The 14813-nt window shown below is 24.2% G+C and carries 14 protein-coding genes; 9 read left to right on the plus strand and 5 right to left on the minus strand.

The features are described 5' to 3' along the window. Positions 1-41 precede the first annotated feature (41 nt). A complete protein-coding gene (gene epmB, locus RJT62_RS00105) occupies positions 42-1046 on the minus strand; it encodes an EF-P beta-lysylation protein EpmB (RefSeq protein WP_343153702.1) in 1005 nt (334 codons plus the stop codon). Positions 1047-1072: 26 nt separating this feature from the next. Between epmB and efp the strand changes: the two genes are divergently transcribed. Further along, positions 1073-1639 (plus strand): elongation factor P, encoded by a 567-nt coding sequence (efp, locus tag RJT62_RS00110; RefSeq protein WP_343153704.1) that lies wholly within the window; start codon positions 1073-1075, stop codon positions 1637-1639. A 16-nt stretch (positions 1640-1655) separates the two neighbouring features. Here the strand turns inward: efp and dnaC are convergent, their stop codons facing one another. Beyond that, positions 1656-2396, minus strand: coding sequence for a DNA replication protein DnaC (dnaC, locus tag RJT62_RS00115; RefSeq protein WP_343153706.1), 741 nt, complete (start codon positions 2394-2396; stop codon positions 1656-1658). A gap of 207 nt (positions 2397-2603) precedes the next feature. Beyond that, the gene (rsmD, locus tag RJT62_RS00120) at positions 2604-3161 is read right to left on the minus strand and encodes a 16S rRNA (guanine(966)-N(2))-methyltransferase RsmD (RefSeq protein WP_343153707.1); all 558 of its coding nucleotides are present in this window, start codon (positions 3159-3161) and stop codon (positions 2604-2606) included. A gap of 133 nt (positions 3162-3294) precedes the next feature. Here rsmD and ftsY point away from each other — a divergent pair, with 133 nt between their 5' ends. The 4 genes from ftsY to metE all read left to right on the plus strand — a co-directional run bounded on the left by ftsY (position 3295) and on the right by metE (position 8673). Continuing rightward, positions 3295-4365 (plus strand): signal recognition particle-docking protein FtsY, encoded by a 1071-nt coding sequence (gene ftsY / locus RJT62_RS00125; protein ID WP_343153710.1) that lies wholly within the window; start codon positions 3295-3297, stop codon positions 4363-4365. A gap of 102 nt (positions 4366-4467) precedes the next feature. Continuing rightward, complete coding sequence (rpoH, locus tag RJT62_RS00130) at positions 4468-5331, plus strand: RNA polymerase sigma factor RpoH (RefSeq protein ID WP_343153712.1); 864 nt, start codon at positions 4468-4470, stop codon at positions 5329-5331. 133 nt (positions 5332-5464) lie between these two features. Beyond that, positions 5465-6262 (plus strand): Cof-type HAD-IIB family hydrolase, encoded by a 798-nt coding sequence (locus RJT62_RS00135; RefSeq protein ID WP_343153713.1) that lies wholly within the window; start codon positions 5465-5467, stop codon positions 6260-6262. A gap of 134 nt (positions 6263-6396) precedes the next feature. Next, complete coding sequence (gene metE, locus RJT62_RS00140) at positions 6397-8673, plus strand: 5-methyltetrahydropteroyltriglutamate--homocysteine S-methyltransferase (protein WP_343153715.1); 2277 nt, start codon at positions 6397-6399, stop codon at positions 8671-8673. Positions 8674-8912: 239 nt separating this feature from the next. Here the strand turns inward: metE and purH are convergent, their stop codons facing one another. Next, positions 8913-10484: a bifunctional phosphoribosylaminoimidazolecarboxamide formyltransferase/IMP cyclohydrolase gene (gene purH, locus RJT62_RS00145; protein ID WP_343153717.1), complete on the minus strand. Its 1572-nt coding sequence runs from the start codon at positions 10482-10484 to the stop codon at positions 8913-8915. A gap of 92 nt (positions 10485-10576) precedes the next feature. Then, a complete protein-coding gene (locus RJT62_RS00150; protein ID WP_343153719.1) occupies positions 10577-10849 on the minus strand; it encodes an HU family DNA-binding protein in 273 nt (90 codons plus the stop codon). A gap of 498 nt (positions 10850-11347) precedes the next feature. On the opposite strand from RJT62_RS00150, the gene thiC reads away from it, so the two are divergent. From thiC to thiS, 4 genes are read left to right on the plus strand one after another with little or no spacing between them, the layout of a single operon-like run. Next, positions 11348-13174 (plus strand): phosphomethylpyrimidine synthase ThiC, encoded by a 1827-nt coding sequence (thiC, locus tag RJT62_RS00155; RefSeq protein ID WP_343153721.1) that lies wholly within the window; start codon positions 11348-11350, stop codon positions 13172-13174. 54 nt (positions 13175-13228) lie between these two features. Next, the gene (thiE, locus tag RJT62_RS00160; RefSeq protein WP_343153723.1) at positions 13229-13858 is read left to right on the plus strand and encodes a thiamine phosphate synthase; all 630 of its coding nucleotides are present in this window, start codon (positions 13229-13231) and stop codon (positions 13856-13858) included. A 5-nt stretch (positions 13859-13863) separates the two neighbouring features. Beyond that, the gene (locus tag RJT62_RS00165; protein WP_343153724.1) at positions 13864-14628 is read left to right on the plus strand and encodes a HesA/MoeB/ThiF family protein; all 765 of its coding nucleotides are present in this window, start codon (positions 13864-13866) and stop codon (positions 14626-14628) included. Beyond that, positions 14609-14809, plus strand: a complete 201-nt coding sequence (gene thiS / locus RJT62_RS00170) for a sulfur carrier protein ThiS (protein ID WP_343153725.1) — start codon at positions 14609-14611, stop codon at positions 14807-14809. Before RJT62_RS00165 ends, thiS begins: the two co-directional genes overlap by 20 nt. Positions 14810-14813 lie beyond the last annotated feature (4 nt).

Below are 14813 nucleotides of genomic sequence, written 5' to 3' on the forward strand. Positions count from 1 at the left end.
TAATTTTATTTTCCCTAAATATAAAATATTTAGGGAAAATTTTAAAGGTTTAAATCAATTAAAGTTTTACTTTGTTCATTAGATTTTTCTAAAACTAATTTAGGAACTAAAAATCCAGAAATTTTTTTTGTTAGTTTTCTCATTATTTTTTTTGCTTTTGATTTTTTAACATAGAAGTGTTTTGTTCCATAAACTGGGTCTAACATGTGTAAATAATAAGGTAGAATATTAGCTTCGAATAATTTATTACTTAAATTTAATAAGTCGGTATAAGTATCATTTACACCACGTAGTAAAACACTCTGATTTAATAAAAAAATTCCTGTTTTTTTTAGTAAATTCATACTGTTTTTAACTTCTTTATTTATTTCTTGAGCATGATTTATATGTGTAACAAGTAAAATTTTTATTTTTATTGATTTAAAAATTTTACAAAGTTTTTCTGTTATTCTAGAAGGTATTACTACAGGTAATCTACTATGAATTCTAATTCTTTTAATGTGCTTAATCTTCTGAATTTTTTTAAGCAACCAATTTATTTCTTTGTCTTTTGCCATTAAAGGGTCACCTCCCGATAAGATTATTTCTTTTAATTGTTGATTTTCTTTTATATAATTTAGAGAATTGTGCCAATTTTTTTTGTTTCCTAAATTATTTTTGTAAGGAAAAAATTTTCTGAAACAGTACCTACAGTTAATTGCACAATTAGTTTTTACTAATAATAAAACTCGATCAGAATATTTTTTTATCAAACCTGGAAAAATAATATTTTTTTCCTCTTTTAAAGGATCTTTGTTAAACCCTAAAAAATTAAAAATTTCTTGTTTTTTTATTAAAATTTGCAATAATAAAGGGTCTTTTAAATTATTTTTTTTCATTCTTTCAACAAATTTTAAAGGTACTCGTAACGGAAATGATTTTAATATTTTATTTTTAGTGTAAAAGTCAGTGACATCTTTAATATTTAACAAATTGAATAATTTTTTAACAGAAGTAACATTTTTTGAAAGTTCATTCATCCATAATTCATTTTTTTCATTTTTCATTTTTTAATTCTTTTTAAAAGGAAACTATGACTATATATAATAGCAATTATTTTAGATCAGGATTAAAAATTATTTTTGACAAAGAACCATATGTAATTGAAAGTAGTCAATTTATTAAACCTGGAAAAGGACAATCTTTTGTTAGAGTAAAATTAAGAAGATTATTAACAGGAAAGTTGATAGATAAAACTTTTAAAGCTACTGAAACGTTGCAAAGTGCTGATATTATAGAAGTAGCTGCTTCTTATTTATATAACAATAGAAAATTTTGGTTTTTTATTAATAAAAAGACATTTGAAGAAATTTCCGCGAAAGAAGAAGTATTGAAAGATGTTAAAAAATGGTTAGTAGATCTAACAAATTGTACCTTAATGTTATGGAACAACGAAGTGATATCAGTAACATTAAGTAATTTTGTAGAATTGAAAGTAATTGAAACAAGTCCTAGTTTAAAAGGAGATAGCATAGGAACTACTACAAAAAAAGCAAAATTAATTACTGGAGCTTCAATAAGAGTTCCTCTTTTTATAAAAGAAGGCGAAATAATTAAAGTTGATACTAGATCAGGAGAATATGTAGCACGAGTGCGATAATATTTTCAAACATAGTTTAATACTCATTTCCTTTAACGTTTTTTCTGTAACTATTCCATTCAAAAGTTAACCATAAACTTTTACCTAATTTCATTCTATCTATGACTCTTTCTCCTAATAATAATTTCATTCCTCTATGATCTAAATTTGATAACATTCCAGTTGATTTTTTAGAAGAAGATCTTCTATCTACAATTTGATTAATAATGACTTTTTCGTATCTAGATTCTGTTTGCATACCTATTTCATCTATCATCAGTAAATCAACTGAACTTAATTCGTTTAGTAAACGTTCTTCTGTCATGATGTTATTGGTGTTGAATGTACTTTTTATATTTGACATTAAATCTGCTACAGTGACAATAAGAACACTGTTTCCATTTAAAATTAAATAGTTTCCAATTGCTGAAGCAAGATGATTTTTTCCTGTTCCAGGTCTTCCTGAAAAAATGAAACTAGCTATATTAGAATGAAATTCTTCAGCATATTTTCGGGTTGCTTTAAGAACTTTCCGATGTCCTTCATGTTCGATTTTATAATTATCAAAAGAACAATTTATATATAATTCCTTAATTCCGGATCTTCCTAAAATTTTTTGCATTTTCATTGCTTTGTTTTTTCTAATTATTGATTCAGAATCAATTTTTCCTTGTTCTTGATTCCAATTTAGCAAGTCTATTTCATTTTCAAATTTAGGTTGAATATGATCGGGTATTAATTTTTTTATTCTTTTAAAAATACCAGTATAATTTTTCATAACTATCTCAACAATTTATTTTTTAAAAAAAATTAAAAATTTTTTTATGATTCTATTTAAAAGGAATAATTATTTTTTATGTAAAAAATAATTTTTAAATCATATTAGAAAATATTTTATGAAGATATATTCTATCATTTTTTATAAAAAGTTAATAAGATAATTTAAACAAATAAACTTTATTTCAGTTTAATGAAGATTAAATATTTATTTTTTTACATAAAGAAAATATTCGTTTTTCTTATTTTCTGCATATTTTTTTAACATCCAATTTTTTGGTATATTTAAAGTATTAAATTTTTTTGATTTTTCTATGTAAATAATAGAACTATTTCTTATCCAGTTATTTTTTTTCAATAAAAAAATTGTTTTTTGCAACAAATTAAGTTTAAAAGGAGGATCTAAAAATATGATATCAAAAGGATTTCCTTTTTTTTTTAACCATAATAAAGCATTAGTATTAATAATGAATATATTGGGTACATTAGATATGTTTTTATATAAATAAGGAATTATTAATTTATTTATTTCTAATAATAAAGATTTTTTAGCTCCTCTGGATATAGATTCTATTCCTAAAGCCCCGGTCCCTGCAAAACAATCAAGACAATTGGAATTTTTGATATCATGTTTTAGCCATTCAAACAAAGTTTCTCTTTTTTTGTTAGTTGTCGGTCTATTATGTAAAGAATTTTTTACATTTAAAATTTTATTTTTTAAAAATCCTCCAATAATTTTAATTTTTCTTTGTGTATTTTTTTTCATACTTAAAGTAGACTATTTGGTTTAAGTTTATGTCGATTATTAATAAAAGACATTGTTTACTTACAATGCATAATAATATAAAGTTATAATAACAAGATATTGAAGAAATTAAAAATTTTTATCTGGTTAATTTATGTCAAACAGAAAAGAAAATAGATTTTTTTCTTGGTTTAAGAAAAAAGAAAACAATAAAGATGCAGTTACTTTAATTAAAAATGATAAAGAAAATAAAAAAAAAAGTCTTTTAAGTCCTAAAAATAAAGACATGACAAAAATTATTATTAATAAAAAAGAAATAAAAACTTCTATTTTAGGATCTCTTAGAAATTGTTTTAATAAAACTAAAATAAGTTTTAGAAACAAAATCAAAAGTATTTTTTTTAGAAAAAAAAATGTTTTTAATCTTGAAGAATTAGAAGAACAATTATTGTTATCTGATGTAGGGTTAAAAACTACAGATCAAATTATTAATGAAATAAGAAAAGAAACAAATTACTTAAATCAAAATAATAATATATTTTTATATAATTTATTAAAAGAAAAAATGTTGAATATTTTAAAAGTAGTAGAAAAACCGTTGGATATTAATGTTGACAAACTTTTTGTCATGTTAATAGTTGGAGTAAATGGAGTAGGAAAAACTACTACAGTTGGAAAATTAGCTTATTTTTACAAAAGTATAGGAAAATCAGTAAGTGTGGTGGCAGCAGATACTTTTAGAGCTGCAGCTATAGAACAACTACAAGAGATAAGTAGTAAACATTCTATTCCTATAAGTTTTGACTCGTATAAGACAGATCCAGCTTCTTTAGTTTTTAAAGCCATTCATGAAGCTAAAAAAAGTAAAATAAATATTTTAATCATTGATACTGCCGGAAGATTACATAATAAAGTTCCTTTGATGGAAGAATTAAAAAAAATTAAAAGAGTAATAAAAAAAATAGAAGGCATCATTTTTAATGAAACAATTGTAGTAATCGATGCTTCTATAGGACAAAATAGTATAAATCAAGTGAAATTATTTAATGAATATTTGGGATTAAGCGGTATTATATTAACCAAATTAGATGGTACATCAAAAGGTGGAATTATTTTTAATTTAGCTAATAAATTTAAAATTCCAGTACAATATGTAGGAACAGGTGAAAAAATAACAGATTTATCTTATTTTAAAAGTTCAGATTTTGTTAAAGAAATTTTTTGATTTTTTAAAATATTTTAGTCTTTGATTTTTTTTAATAATTGAAGTAGTATATTATTAATTCAAGTAATTTAATATTTAACGAAAAAATATATCTGGATTTACATGATAAGTAAGGTTCAAATTTTATCTATTACTCCTTTAGGAAATTTAGATGCTTACATTAGAAAAGTGAATTCTTGGCCTATGTTGTCAAGTAAAGAAGAAAAATTTCTTTCTGAAAAATTATACTATCATGGAGATCTAGAAGCTGCTAGAATATTAATTCTATCGCATTTAAGATTTGTCATTCATATTTCAAGAAACTATTCTGGTTATGGTCTATTACAAGCTGATTTGATTCAAGAAGGTAATATAGGATTAATGAAATCAGTTCGTAGATTTAATCCTAATTTAAATGTGCGTCTTGTTTCATTTGCAGTTCATTGGATTAAGTCTGAAATACATGAATATGTATTGCGAAATTGGAGAATAGTAAAAGTAGCCACAACTAAATCTCAGAGAAAATTATTTTTTAATCTTAGAAAAAATAAGCAGAGATTAGGATGGTTTAATAATCAAGAAATTGAAACGGTTGCTAAAGAACTTGGAGTAAGTGTTTCAGATGTAAGAGAAATGGAATCAAGAATGTCTGCACAAGATGTAGCATTTAATTTATCATCTGAAGATGATTCTACTAATGGAGAAGGAAAATTTTTCAAAGTAAAGCCTTATTTAAAAGATCAATCTTCTAATTTTGCAAATCTTTTAGAAGAAGCAAATTGGGAAAAACATGCAACAAACAAATTAAGTAATGCTTTATTAAAACTAGATGAAAGGAGTAGACATATTATTAATCTTAGATGGTTGAATGAAAATAATAAAATTACTTTGCAAGAAATAGCAAATAATTATGGAATTTCTGCTGAAAGAGTTAGGCAATTAGAAAAAAATGCTATGAAAAAGTTAAGAGTTGCAATTGAATCATAATGCAATAGTTAAAAAAAAAATTTTTTGGTAGTTTTAAAAGAAATTCATTATTATTGCAACAATATGTAAAAAATATATATTTTAAAATAAAAGCTAATTTTATTTTAGTTAATTTTCTTTAGGATTTTGTTTTATGAATTATACAGTTATTTCTGATTTAGATGGAACATTACTGAATGATGATTATCGGTTTTCTAAATTTACCAAATTGGTAATAAGAAGATTAATTAACATGAAAATAAGATTTATAATAGCAACTGGCAGGCATTATATTGATGTTATAAAATTTCAAAAAAAGTTAGATATTAATTGTATTTGTATTACTTCAAACGGATCAAGAATTTACGATTCTTTAGGAAATTTAATTTTTAATCAAAACTTTTCATCTGATATTTCTAAAGAATTACAAAATATAAGAGCTTTTGATAAAGATATTTTTACGCATGTATATAAAGATGATCGTTGGTATGTTAATGGTATTTTAGTTAAAGAAAAAAATAATATAAAAAACATTTCTACTTTCTTTGATTTTAAAAAAAGAAAAATTTTATCTTCTAATATAAGCAAGGTGTATTTTACCTCTACAAGTAAAAAAAAAATACTAATTTTAGAAAAAGATATTTTAAATAATTTTAAAAATCACGTAATAACAACTTATTCTTCTCCTTTTTGTTTAGAAATTATGCCAAATAAAATATCTAAGGGTTTTGCATTGAAATTTTTGTCTAGTTATTTTAAATTTCATTTAAAAAAATGTATATCTTTCGGAAATTCTATGAATGATAAAGAGATGTTAGATATTTCTGGTAGAGCATATATGGTAAATAATGCTGATAAAGATTTAAAGCAATCTTTACCAAATTTGAGTTTTATAAAAAATAATTCTGAAGATGGAGTTGCAAAGTTTTTAGTTAACTTTTTTAATATTTAATTCAAAATTATTTAAAAAAAAATTAAATAGCTGATTTTGAGTTTAAATTTACACAAATATTTTTCAAAGATGTATTTTTTTTAAAAAATTTTACAAAGATTATATTTTTTAAAATTTTAAATAAGGTTTATTTTATGAAAATTTTTAATCACATACTTGGATTTCCAAGAATTGGATCAAATCGAGAATTAAAAAAAGCTCAGGAAGATTATTGGTCTGGAAAGATAACAAGAAATGAATTGTTATTAGTAGGTAAAAGATTACGAAAGGAAAATTGGAAACAACAAAAAAAATATGGAATTGATTTTTTACCAGTAGGTGATTTTGCCTGGTATGATCATGTGTTATCAACCAGTATGTTATTAGGAAATATACCTGATCGACATAAAAATATTGATTCTTCTATTGATATAGATACAATGTTTAGAATTGCACGTGGTTCAGCTCCAAAGGGAAAGCCGGTTTTTGCTTCTGAAATGACAAAATGGTTTAATACTAATTATCATTACATTGTTCCTGAATTTTGTAGAAATCAAGAATTTTCTTATTCTTGGAATCAATTATTAGAAGAAGTAGATGAAGCATTGTTGTTAGGATATAAAATAAAGCCAATTTTATTAGGACCATTAACTTATCTTTGGTTAGGCAAAATTAAAGGTGATTATTTTAATAAAATTGATTTATTGCATAAAATGTTACCAATTTATAATTATGTTTTAAAAGAATTATCTAATCGAGGAATTAAATGGGTTCAAATAGATGAACCAATTTTAGGTTTAGAACTTCCAAATAAATGGAAAGAAGGGTTTAAATTTGCTTATCGTTATTTAGGTAATAATAAAAATTTATTATTAACAACTTATTTTGAAGATATACATCTTAATTTAGAAACAATAGTGCAGTTACCTGTTTCTGGAATACATATAGATTTATTATCTGGAAAGTATAATTTGTCTGAATTAAATTTGAATATACCAAAAGATTGGTTATTATCTCTGGGAATAATAAATGGAAGAAATGTTTGGAAAACAGATTTAGTTTATTGGTTTGATAAAATTCGTCCTATAATAAATAAGAGAAAAAATATTTGGATTGGGTCATCGTGTTCCTTATTACATTCTCCTATTGATTTAAATCTTGAAAAAAATCTAAATCAAGAAATAAAAAATTGGTTTTCTTTTGCTTTGCAAAAGTGTTTTGAGCTTTCTATGTTTACTCAAGCCTTGAATAATGATGATAAGAAAGATATTAAAGATTGGAGTAATTTTATTCATATTCGAAATAATTCAAAATTAGTTCATAATAGAAAAGTCCAAAATAGATTAAAGAAATTTAATTTTCAAAATTTAGATAGAAAAAGTTCATATTCAGTTCGATTTGATCAGCAAAAAAGAAAATTGAAGTTACCGATACTTCCGACTACAACAATAGGATCATTTCCTCAAACTAAAGATATTAGAAAAGTAAGAAGAGATTTCAAGAATGGACTATTGTCAATAGAAGATTATAACAAACATATTGAAGATAACATAAAAAAAGTAATTTTGGAACAGGAATCGTTAGGATTAGATGTGTTAGTTCATGGAGAAGTAGAACGTAATGATATGGTTGAATATTTCGGGGAAAATTTAAATGGTTTTGTTTTCACTGATTATGGTTGGGTTCAAAGTTATGGTTCTCGTTGTGTAAAACCTCCTATAATTATAGGGGATATTTATAGATCAAAAAATATTACTGTTAAATGGTCTAAATACGCTCAGTCTTTAACTAATAAGTTAGTTAAAGGAATGTTAACAGGACCAATAACCATTTTATGTTGGTCTTTTATTAGGGAAGATATTTCAAAAGAGTTAATAGCTAAGCAAATTGGTTTAGCTTTAAGAGATGAAGTGTTAGATTTAGAATCTTCAGGTATTAAAATTATTCAAATTGATGAACCTGCTTTAAGAGAAGGGTTGCCATTAAGAGAAAAAGATTGGGATAATTATTTATTTTGGGCTGTTCAAGCGTTTAAATTGACTTGTTTTGGTGTAAAAAATACTACTCAAATTCATACTCATATGTGTTATTGTGAATTTGAAGATATAATGAATGCAATTGTAAAATTAGATGCAGATGTTATTACAATTGAAACATCTCGTTCCGATATGCAGTTATTAGAATTTTTTAAAAATTTTAAATATCCTAATGGTATCGGACCTGGAGTATATGATATACATTCTCCTAATGTCCCAGAAATTGAAAACATTAAAAATTTATTAAATAAAGCTTTAACTTATATTTCTAAAGAAAATTTATGGGTTAATCCAGATTGTGGTTTAAAAACAAGAACTTGGATTGAAACAAGAAGAGCCTTGAAGAATATGGTGATTGCTACCAAGCAAATTCGATTGAATGTAGGAGCATCGTAGTCTTTTTTGTCAGGTGGATGGGAAGGAATGGTCAAAAAGAAGGCGCTTTTTTTAAAAAAGCGCCTTCTTTTTGACCATTCCTTCCCATCCACCTGACAAAAAAGACTACGATGCTCCTACATTCAATCGAATTTGCTTGGTAGCAATCACCATATTCTTCAAGGCTCTTCTTGTTTCAATCCAAGTTCTTGTTTTTAAATTAAACTAAAATATTTACTTTATATAAAAAATAACAATTTTTAATGTTTGAAATGACGGTAATTAGTAAAAATTATTGACATCTGATATTTTTCTGCTTCTTTTATTACTTTAGAATCCCTAATAGATCCCCCGGGCTGTATGATCGTTGTTATATTTGATTTGTTAGCTTCTTTAATTGAATCAGAAAAAGGTAAAAAAGCATCAGAAGCCATAACTATATTCTTATATGATTTTCTATTTTTATTTGACAATTTTTTATTAGCTATTTCTATTGAAGATAATCGATTGGGTTGCCCAGATCCTATAGCAATAGTTACTGAATCATTTACATAAACAATTCCATTTGACTTAACGAATTTAACAACTTTCCAAGCAAAAATAGCATCTTCTTTTTCTTTTTTAGTTGGATTTCTTTGAGTTACTATTTTCCAATTTTTACTATTAATTAAAATTTGATCTTTTTCCTGTATTAAAAGCCCATTACTTACAGATTTAAAATCTAGAGATTTTTTTTCATCTTCAAAGTGACCAACGGAAAGTAATCGTACATTTGGTTTATTTTTAAAAACTTTTATAGCATCTAAAGTAATATCTGGAAAAACAACAACTTCTACAAATTGTTTTTTTATTATTTCTGAAGCTGTTTCAAAATCTAAAATTTTATTAAAAGCAATGATTCCTCCAAAAGCAGAAATAGAATCACTTTCATAAGCTAATATATAAGCTTTTCGTAAATTTTTATTAGTAGCTACTCCACAAGGAGTACCATGCTTAACTATTACACAAGTAGGTTGATCGAATTCTTTAACACATTCTATAGCTATATCTGCATCATAAATATTATTTAATGATAGTTTTTTTCCTTGTATCTTTTTTATATTTGCAATAGATCCTGAAAGAATTTTTTTTTCAGTATAAAATGCTCCTTTTTGATGTTTATTTTCTCCATATAAAAAATCATTTTTCTTAAAAAATTGCATATTTAATATTTTCGGAAATTTTTTTTTTGTTTTGTTTAGGTTATTAACTCTTTCATTAAAAAAATTAAATATTTTTTGTTCATATGAGAAAGTATATTTAAAAGCTTTCATAGCTAATCGCATTCTTTCATTAAAAGATAACTTATTATCATTTAAATTTTTAACAAAAGAAGAATAATCTTTACTATCAACTAGTATCGAAACATACTTAAAGTTTTTTGCAGCAGCTCGAACTATTGCAGGTCCTCCTATATCAATATAATTTAATACATTTTCAATATCTCTATCCTTTACATTTTCTTTTTTAGAAAAAGGATAAAAGTTAGCTACTACTAAATCGAAAGGAATAATAGAATAACGTTTTAAAATGGAGTCGTCTATTCCTTTTTTATATAAAACTCCTGCGTAAATTTGATAATGCAAAGTTTTTAATCGACCTTCCATTATTTCAGGAAAGTTAATATAATTAGATATGTTATAAACTTTTATTTTATTTTTTTTTAATAGATTTGCTGTTCCTTCAGTAGAAAATAATTTAATATTGTTTTTAACTAATTCCCGAGCAAATTCAACAATTCCTGATTTTTCAAAAACACTAATTAAAGCTGTTTTAATATTTTTTAATTCCATAATTTTTACTCTTATAAACGGTTTCAAAAAAATCAATAAAAGAAAAATATTTCTATAAAATAAGAGGGCTAAATGCCCTCATTTTTTATTAATTATTTAACTGCTTCTTTCAAACTTTTCCCTGAAACAAAACTTGGTATTTTTGTTGCAGAAATTTTAATTTCTTCTCCAGTTTGAGGATTTCTACCTATTCTCTCTGATCTATAATTGACTTTAAACGTTCCAAATCCGACTAATTGTACGATTTCTCCTTTTTGAAGAGATTTTGTAATTGTTGATAAAGTAGTTTCAAGAAAATTTTTGGTAGTAGTTTTAGGCAAATTGGTGATTTCAGAAACAATATCAATTAATTGAGCTTTGTTCATTTTTTTTCCTTAATTAAATATATTATTTTAAAAATTAAAATTTTAATACTCCTTTAATTAACATTATATTTCATAAAGTAAATTTTTAATTAAATATAGATAAAAGTGAGATGTAAAGTATATATTTTTTGTATGTTTATTTTTTAAATAATTTAGAAATTTTAAAGAAAATATTTTTATAAAAAATCAAACGTTAAATTTTTGATAAATTTATTAAAATTGTTGAAGAAAACAAAAAATTATTAACTCGTAAGAAGTTTATTAAATTTTTTATTTTTTTATAGAAATAAATTATTAATATTTTAAAAAAATGTAAAAAAATATAATTTGCTGTATAATTAACACTCTATACTAAAATTTTTTTTAAAAGTTAATATTCATATTATTTTGCGTAGTAATCAAAAACCTATCATAGTATAATTATATTAACTTTAAAAGTTTTAAAAAAATAATAATTTAATTAATTTTAATTTTTTATGAAAAAAAATAGAGAAAAAAATGGATATTATTAAAAACAGAAAACGATATTTTGCCAGAAAAGAAGCAAAAAAATTTATTGATAAAATCAAAATTATTAATTTTCCAAATTCTGAAAAAATTTATCTTTCTGATAATGAAAAAAAAATATTTGTTCCAATGAAAAAAATTAATTTGAATATAAGTCCTAATGAAAAAAAATTAAACAAAAAAGGTAAACTAAAAAAAGAAGAAAACTATGTTTTAATTTATGATACTTCAGGCCCATATGGAGATCAAAAAGAAAAAATTGACATATATAAAGGAATAAAAAAAATAAGAGAGAAATGGATTTTTGATAGAAACGATAGTACTTTACATAACAAAGAAGTTATTAAGAACTGCATAAATAAAAAAACAGAAATTTTTGCTACATTGAATTCTAATACCTACAAAAAAGTAAAACCAAAAAAAAAATTAACTCAAATGTATTATGCTAAAAAAGGAATGATTACATCAGAAATGAAATTTGTTGCTATTAGAGAAAATTTAAATCAACAAAAAATATTTGATAAAAATTTAAAAAAACAACATTTAGGTGATAATTTTGAAAATAAAAGGTATAAGAAAATAACACCTGAATTTGTCCGAGATCAAGTTGCTCAAGGGAGAGCTATCATTCCTGCTAATATTAATCATCCTGAATGTGAACCTATGATCATAGGACGAGATTTTTTAGTTAAGATAAATGCAAATATAGGAAATTCTTCACTTTCCTCTTCTATTGAAGAAGAAATTGAAAAATTAGTATGGGCAACTGTTTGGGGTGCTGATACAGTGATGGATTTATCAACAGGAAGATACATAAAAGAAATAAGAGAATATATACTAAGAAATAGTCCGGTTCCTATAGGTACAGTTCCTATATATGAAGCTTTAGAACGTGTTAATGGAGTACCGGAAAATTTAACTTGGAAAATATTTAAAGAAACTATAATCAATCAAGCAAAACAGGGTGTTGATTATTTTACAATTCATGCAGGATTAAAATTAAATCATATAGCCATGACAGCTGATAGACTAACTGGAATAGTATCTAGAGGGGGTTCAATCATTGCTAAATGGTGTTTATTTCATCAAAAAGAAAATTTTTTATTCACTAATTTTGATGAAATATGTGAAATATGTTCAGAATATGACGTTTCTATTTCTTTAGGAGATGGTTTAAGACCGGGTTCAATTCATGATGCTAATGATCAAGCACAATTTTCTGAATTAAAAGAGTTAGGTAACTTAGCTAAAATAGCTTGGACTAGAGATGTTCAAGTAATGATTGAAGGTCCTGGACACGTACCTATTCAGATGATCAAAGAAAATATGTTAAAACAAATTAAATACTGTCAAAATGCTCCTTTTTATACATTAGGTCCGTTGGTAACAGATATTGCTCCAGGTTATGATCATATTACTTCAGGAATTGGAGCAGCTTTGATAGCTTGGTACGGTTGTGCAATGCTTTGCTACGTTACTCCTAAAGAACATTTAGGTTTACCTAATAAAGAGGATGTAAAAGCAGGATTAATAGCGTATAAGATAGCAGCCCATTCAGCTGATTTAGCTAAAGGACATCCTGGAGCTCAAATTCGAGATAACTTTTTATCAAAAGCACGTTTTGAATTTCGATGGGAAGATCAATTTAATTTATCTATTGATCCTAATACAGCTAAAGCTTTTCATGATGAAAACATACCTAATAAATCAGGAAAAACAGCTCATTTTTGCTCTATGTGTGGACCTAAGTTTTGTTCTATGAAAATTAGTCAAGAAATTAGGAGTGGTAGTATCAAAAAAACTAATTTAAATAGTTAATATTAACTATTTTTTTAATGTAATAATAATTATTAATTCATTTGGAATAAAATATTGAAAAACTTTCCAAAAATCAAAAAGAAAATAGGGTTATATCCTATAGTAGACAGTATAGATTGGATTAAAAAATTATCTAAATTTAATATTCGAAATATTCAACTTAGAATCAAAAAAAAGCTTGATATTTATGTAGAAAAAGATATAAAAAAAGCAATAAAAATTTCTAAATTAAATAATTTTAATTTATATATTAATGATCATTGGGAATTAGCTATAAAATATAAATCATATGGAGTTCATTTGGGTCAAGAAGATTTAAAAAAAGCTGATCTCAAATTAATTTTAGATTCAGGTATAAAACTTGGTATTTCAACAAAAAATCAATTTGAATTTAATCAAGCCAAATTACTTCAACCTTCTTATATAGCAATAGGACATATTTTCCCTACTTTTAGTAAAAGAATGAAAGATATGCCTCAAGGATTAAAAAAAGTTGAAAAATATATACAAGAAAAAGATAATTTTCCAATAGTAGCAATTGGTGGAATTACATTAAGAAGATTACCATTAATATTAAATTTTGATATAGATGGAATCTCTTTAATTAGCGCTATAACAAAATCAAAAAATTGGAAAATTAGTGTTTTAAAATTTTTAAAAATGATTAAAAAACATTGGAAATAACATGCATGTTAAATAGTAATGATTTTTTACGTTATAGCCGTCATTTTTTGTTGAAAGAAGTAGGCATTAAAGGACAAAAAAAAATTCGGAAAAGTAAAATTTTAATCATTGGATTAGGAGGATTAGGTTCTATCGCTTCGATATATCTCTTTTCCTCTGGAGTAAATACAATTATTGTTGCTGATGGAGATATTGTAGAACTGAGTGATTTGCAAAGACAAATTATATATAATTTAAATCAATTAGGTGAATTAAAAGCTAAATTGGTGAAAAATTACTTAAAATTAATAAATCCTGATTCTCAAATTACAGCAGTATCTAAATATCTTGATAAAAACAATATGTTTCCTTTTATTAAAAAGGTAGATATTGTTTTAGATTGTACTGATAATTTAAAGTCAAGAAGAATAATTAATGAACTTTGTATAAAAGCAAACAAACCTTTAGTTATTGCTTCAGCAATAGGATTTAAAGGTCAAATAATAGTTATTAAACCACCTTGGAAGTTCGGATGTTATTCATGTTTATGGTCTACTGATGTTGTAGAAAATCATAATTGCGAATCATTAGGAATATTTTCTCCTATTACTGGAATAATAGGAACGTTTCAAGCATTAGAAACATTAAAATTAATCTTGTATGGAAAATCCTCAATAAATGGAAAAATACTGTTATTCAATGGTTTTAATTTTTTAATTAATCAAATAAATTTAAAAAAAAATACATTTTGTTTAGTTTGTGGAGAAAAAAATGAAAATAACAGTAAATGAAAAAGAACAGTTTATTGAATCTTCATCATCCCTTTTGAAGTTAATTAAGAAATTCCCAATTTATTCTAAAAACTCAGCTGTATCTATTAATAATAATATAATTCCTAAAGAAACTTGGGAAAAACATATTTTAAAAAAAGGCGATAAAGTTATTTTTTTTCATATTATAGCAGGCGGTTAAAAAA

It is taken from the genome of Buchnera aphidicola (Mindarus keteleerifoliae) (assembly GCF_039392895.1).
Taxonomy (GTDB): Bacteria; Pseudomonadota; Gammaproteobacteria; order Enterobacterales; family Enterobacteriaceae; genus Buchnera_A; species Buchnera_A aphidicola_A.

Bases quoted from the DNA above. Each gene is read 5' to 3' on its own strand.
- epmB (WP_343153702.1), bottom strand. From the start codon at position 1,046: ATGAAAAATGAAAAAAATGAATTATGGATGAATGAACTTTCAAAAAAT.
- thiS (WP_343153725.1), top strand. From the start codon at position 14,609: ATGAAAATAACAGTAAATGAAAAAGAACAGTTTATTGAATCTTCATCA.
- rsmD (WP_343153707.1), bottom strand. From the start codon at position 3,161: ATGAAAAAAAATACACAAAGAAAAATTAAAATTATTGGAGGATTTTTA.
- RJT62_RS00135 (WP_343153713.1), top strand. From the start codon at position 5,465: ATGAATTATACAGTTATTTCTGATTTAGATGGAACATTACTGAATGAT.
- RJT62_RS00165 (WP_343153724.1), top strand. From the start codon at position 13,864: ATGTTAAATAGTAATGATTTTTTACGTTATAGCCGTCATTTTTTGTTG.
- ftsY (WP_343153710.1), top strand. From the start codon at position 3,295: ATGTCAAACAGAAAAGAAAATAGATTTTTTTCTTGGTTTAAGAAAAAA.
- dnaC (WP_343153706.1), bottom strand. From the start codon at position 2,396: ATGAAAAATTATACTGGTATTTTTAAAAGAATAAAAAAATTAATACCC.
- rpoH (WP_343153712.1), top strand. From the start codon at position 4,468: ATGATAAGTAAGGTTCAAATTTTATCTATTACTCCTTTAGGAAATTTA.
- thiC (WP_343153721.1), top strand. From the start codon at position 11,348: ATGGATATTATTAAAAACAGAAAACGATATTTTGCCAGAAAAGAAGCA.
- RJT62_RS00150 (WP_343153719.1), bottom strand. From the start codon at position 10,849: ATGAACAAAGCTCAATTAATTGATATTGTTTCTGAAATCACCAATTTG.
- efp (WP_343153704.1), top strand. From the start codon at position 1,073: ATGACTATATATAATAGCAATTATTTTAGATCAGGATTAAAAATTATT.
- metE (WP_343153715.1), top strand. From the start codon at position 6,397: ATGAAAATTTTTAATCACATACTTGGATTTCCAAGAATTGGATCAAAT.
- purH (WP_343153717.1), bottom strand. From the start codon at position 10,484: ATGGAATTAAAAAATATTAAAACAGCTTTAATTAGTGTTTTTGAAAAA.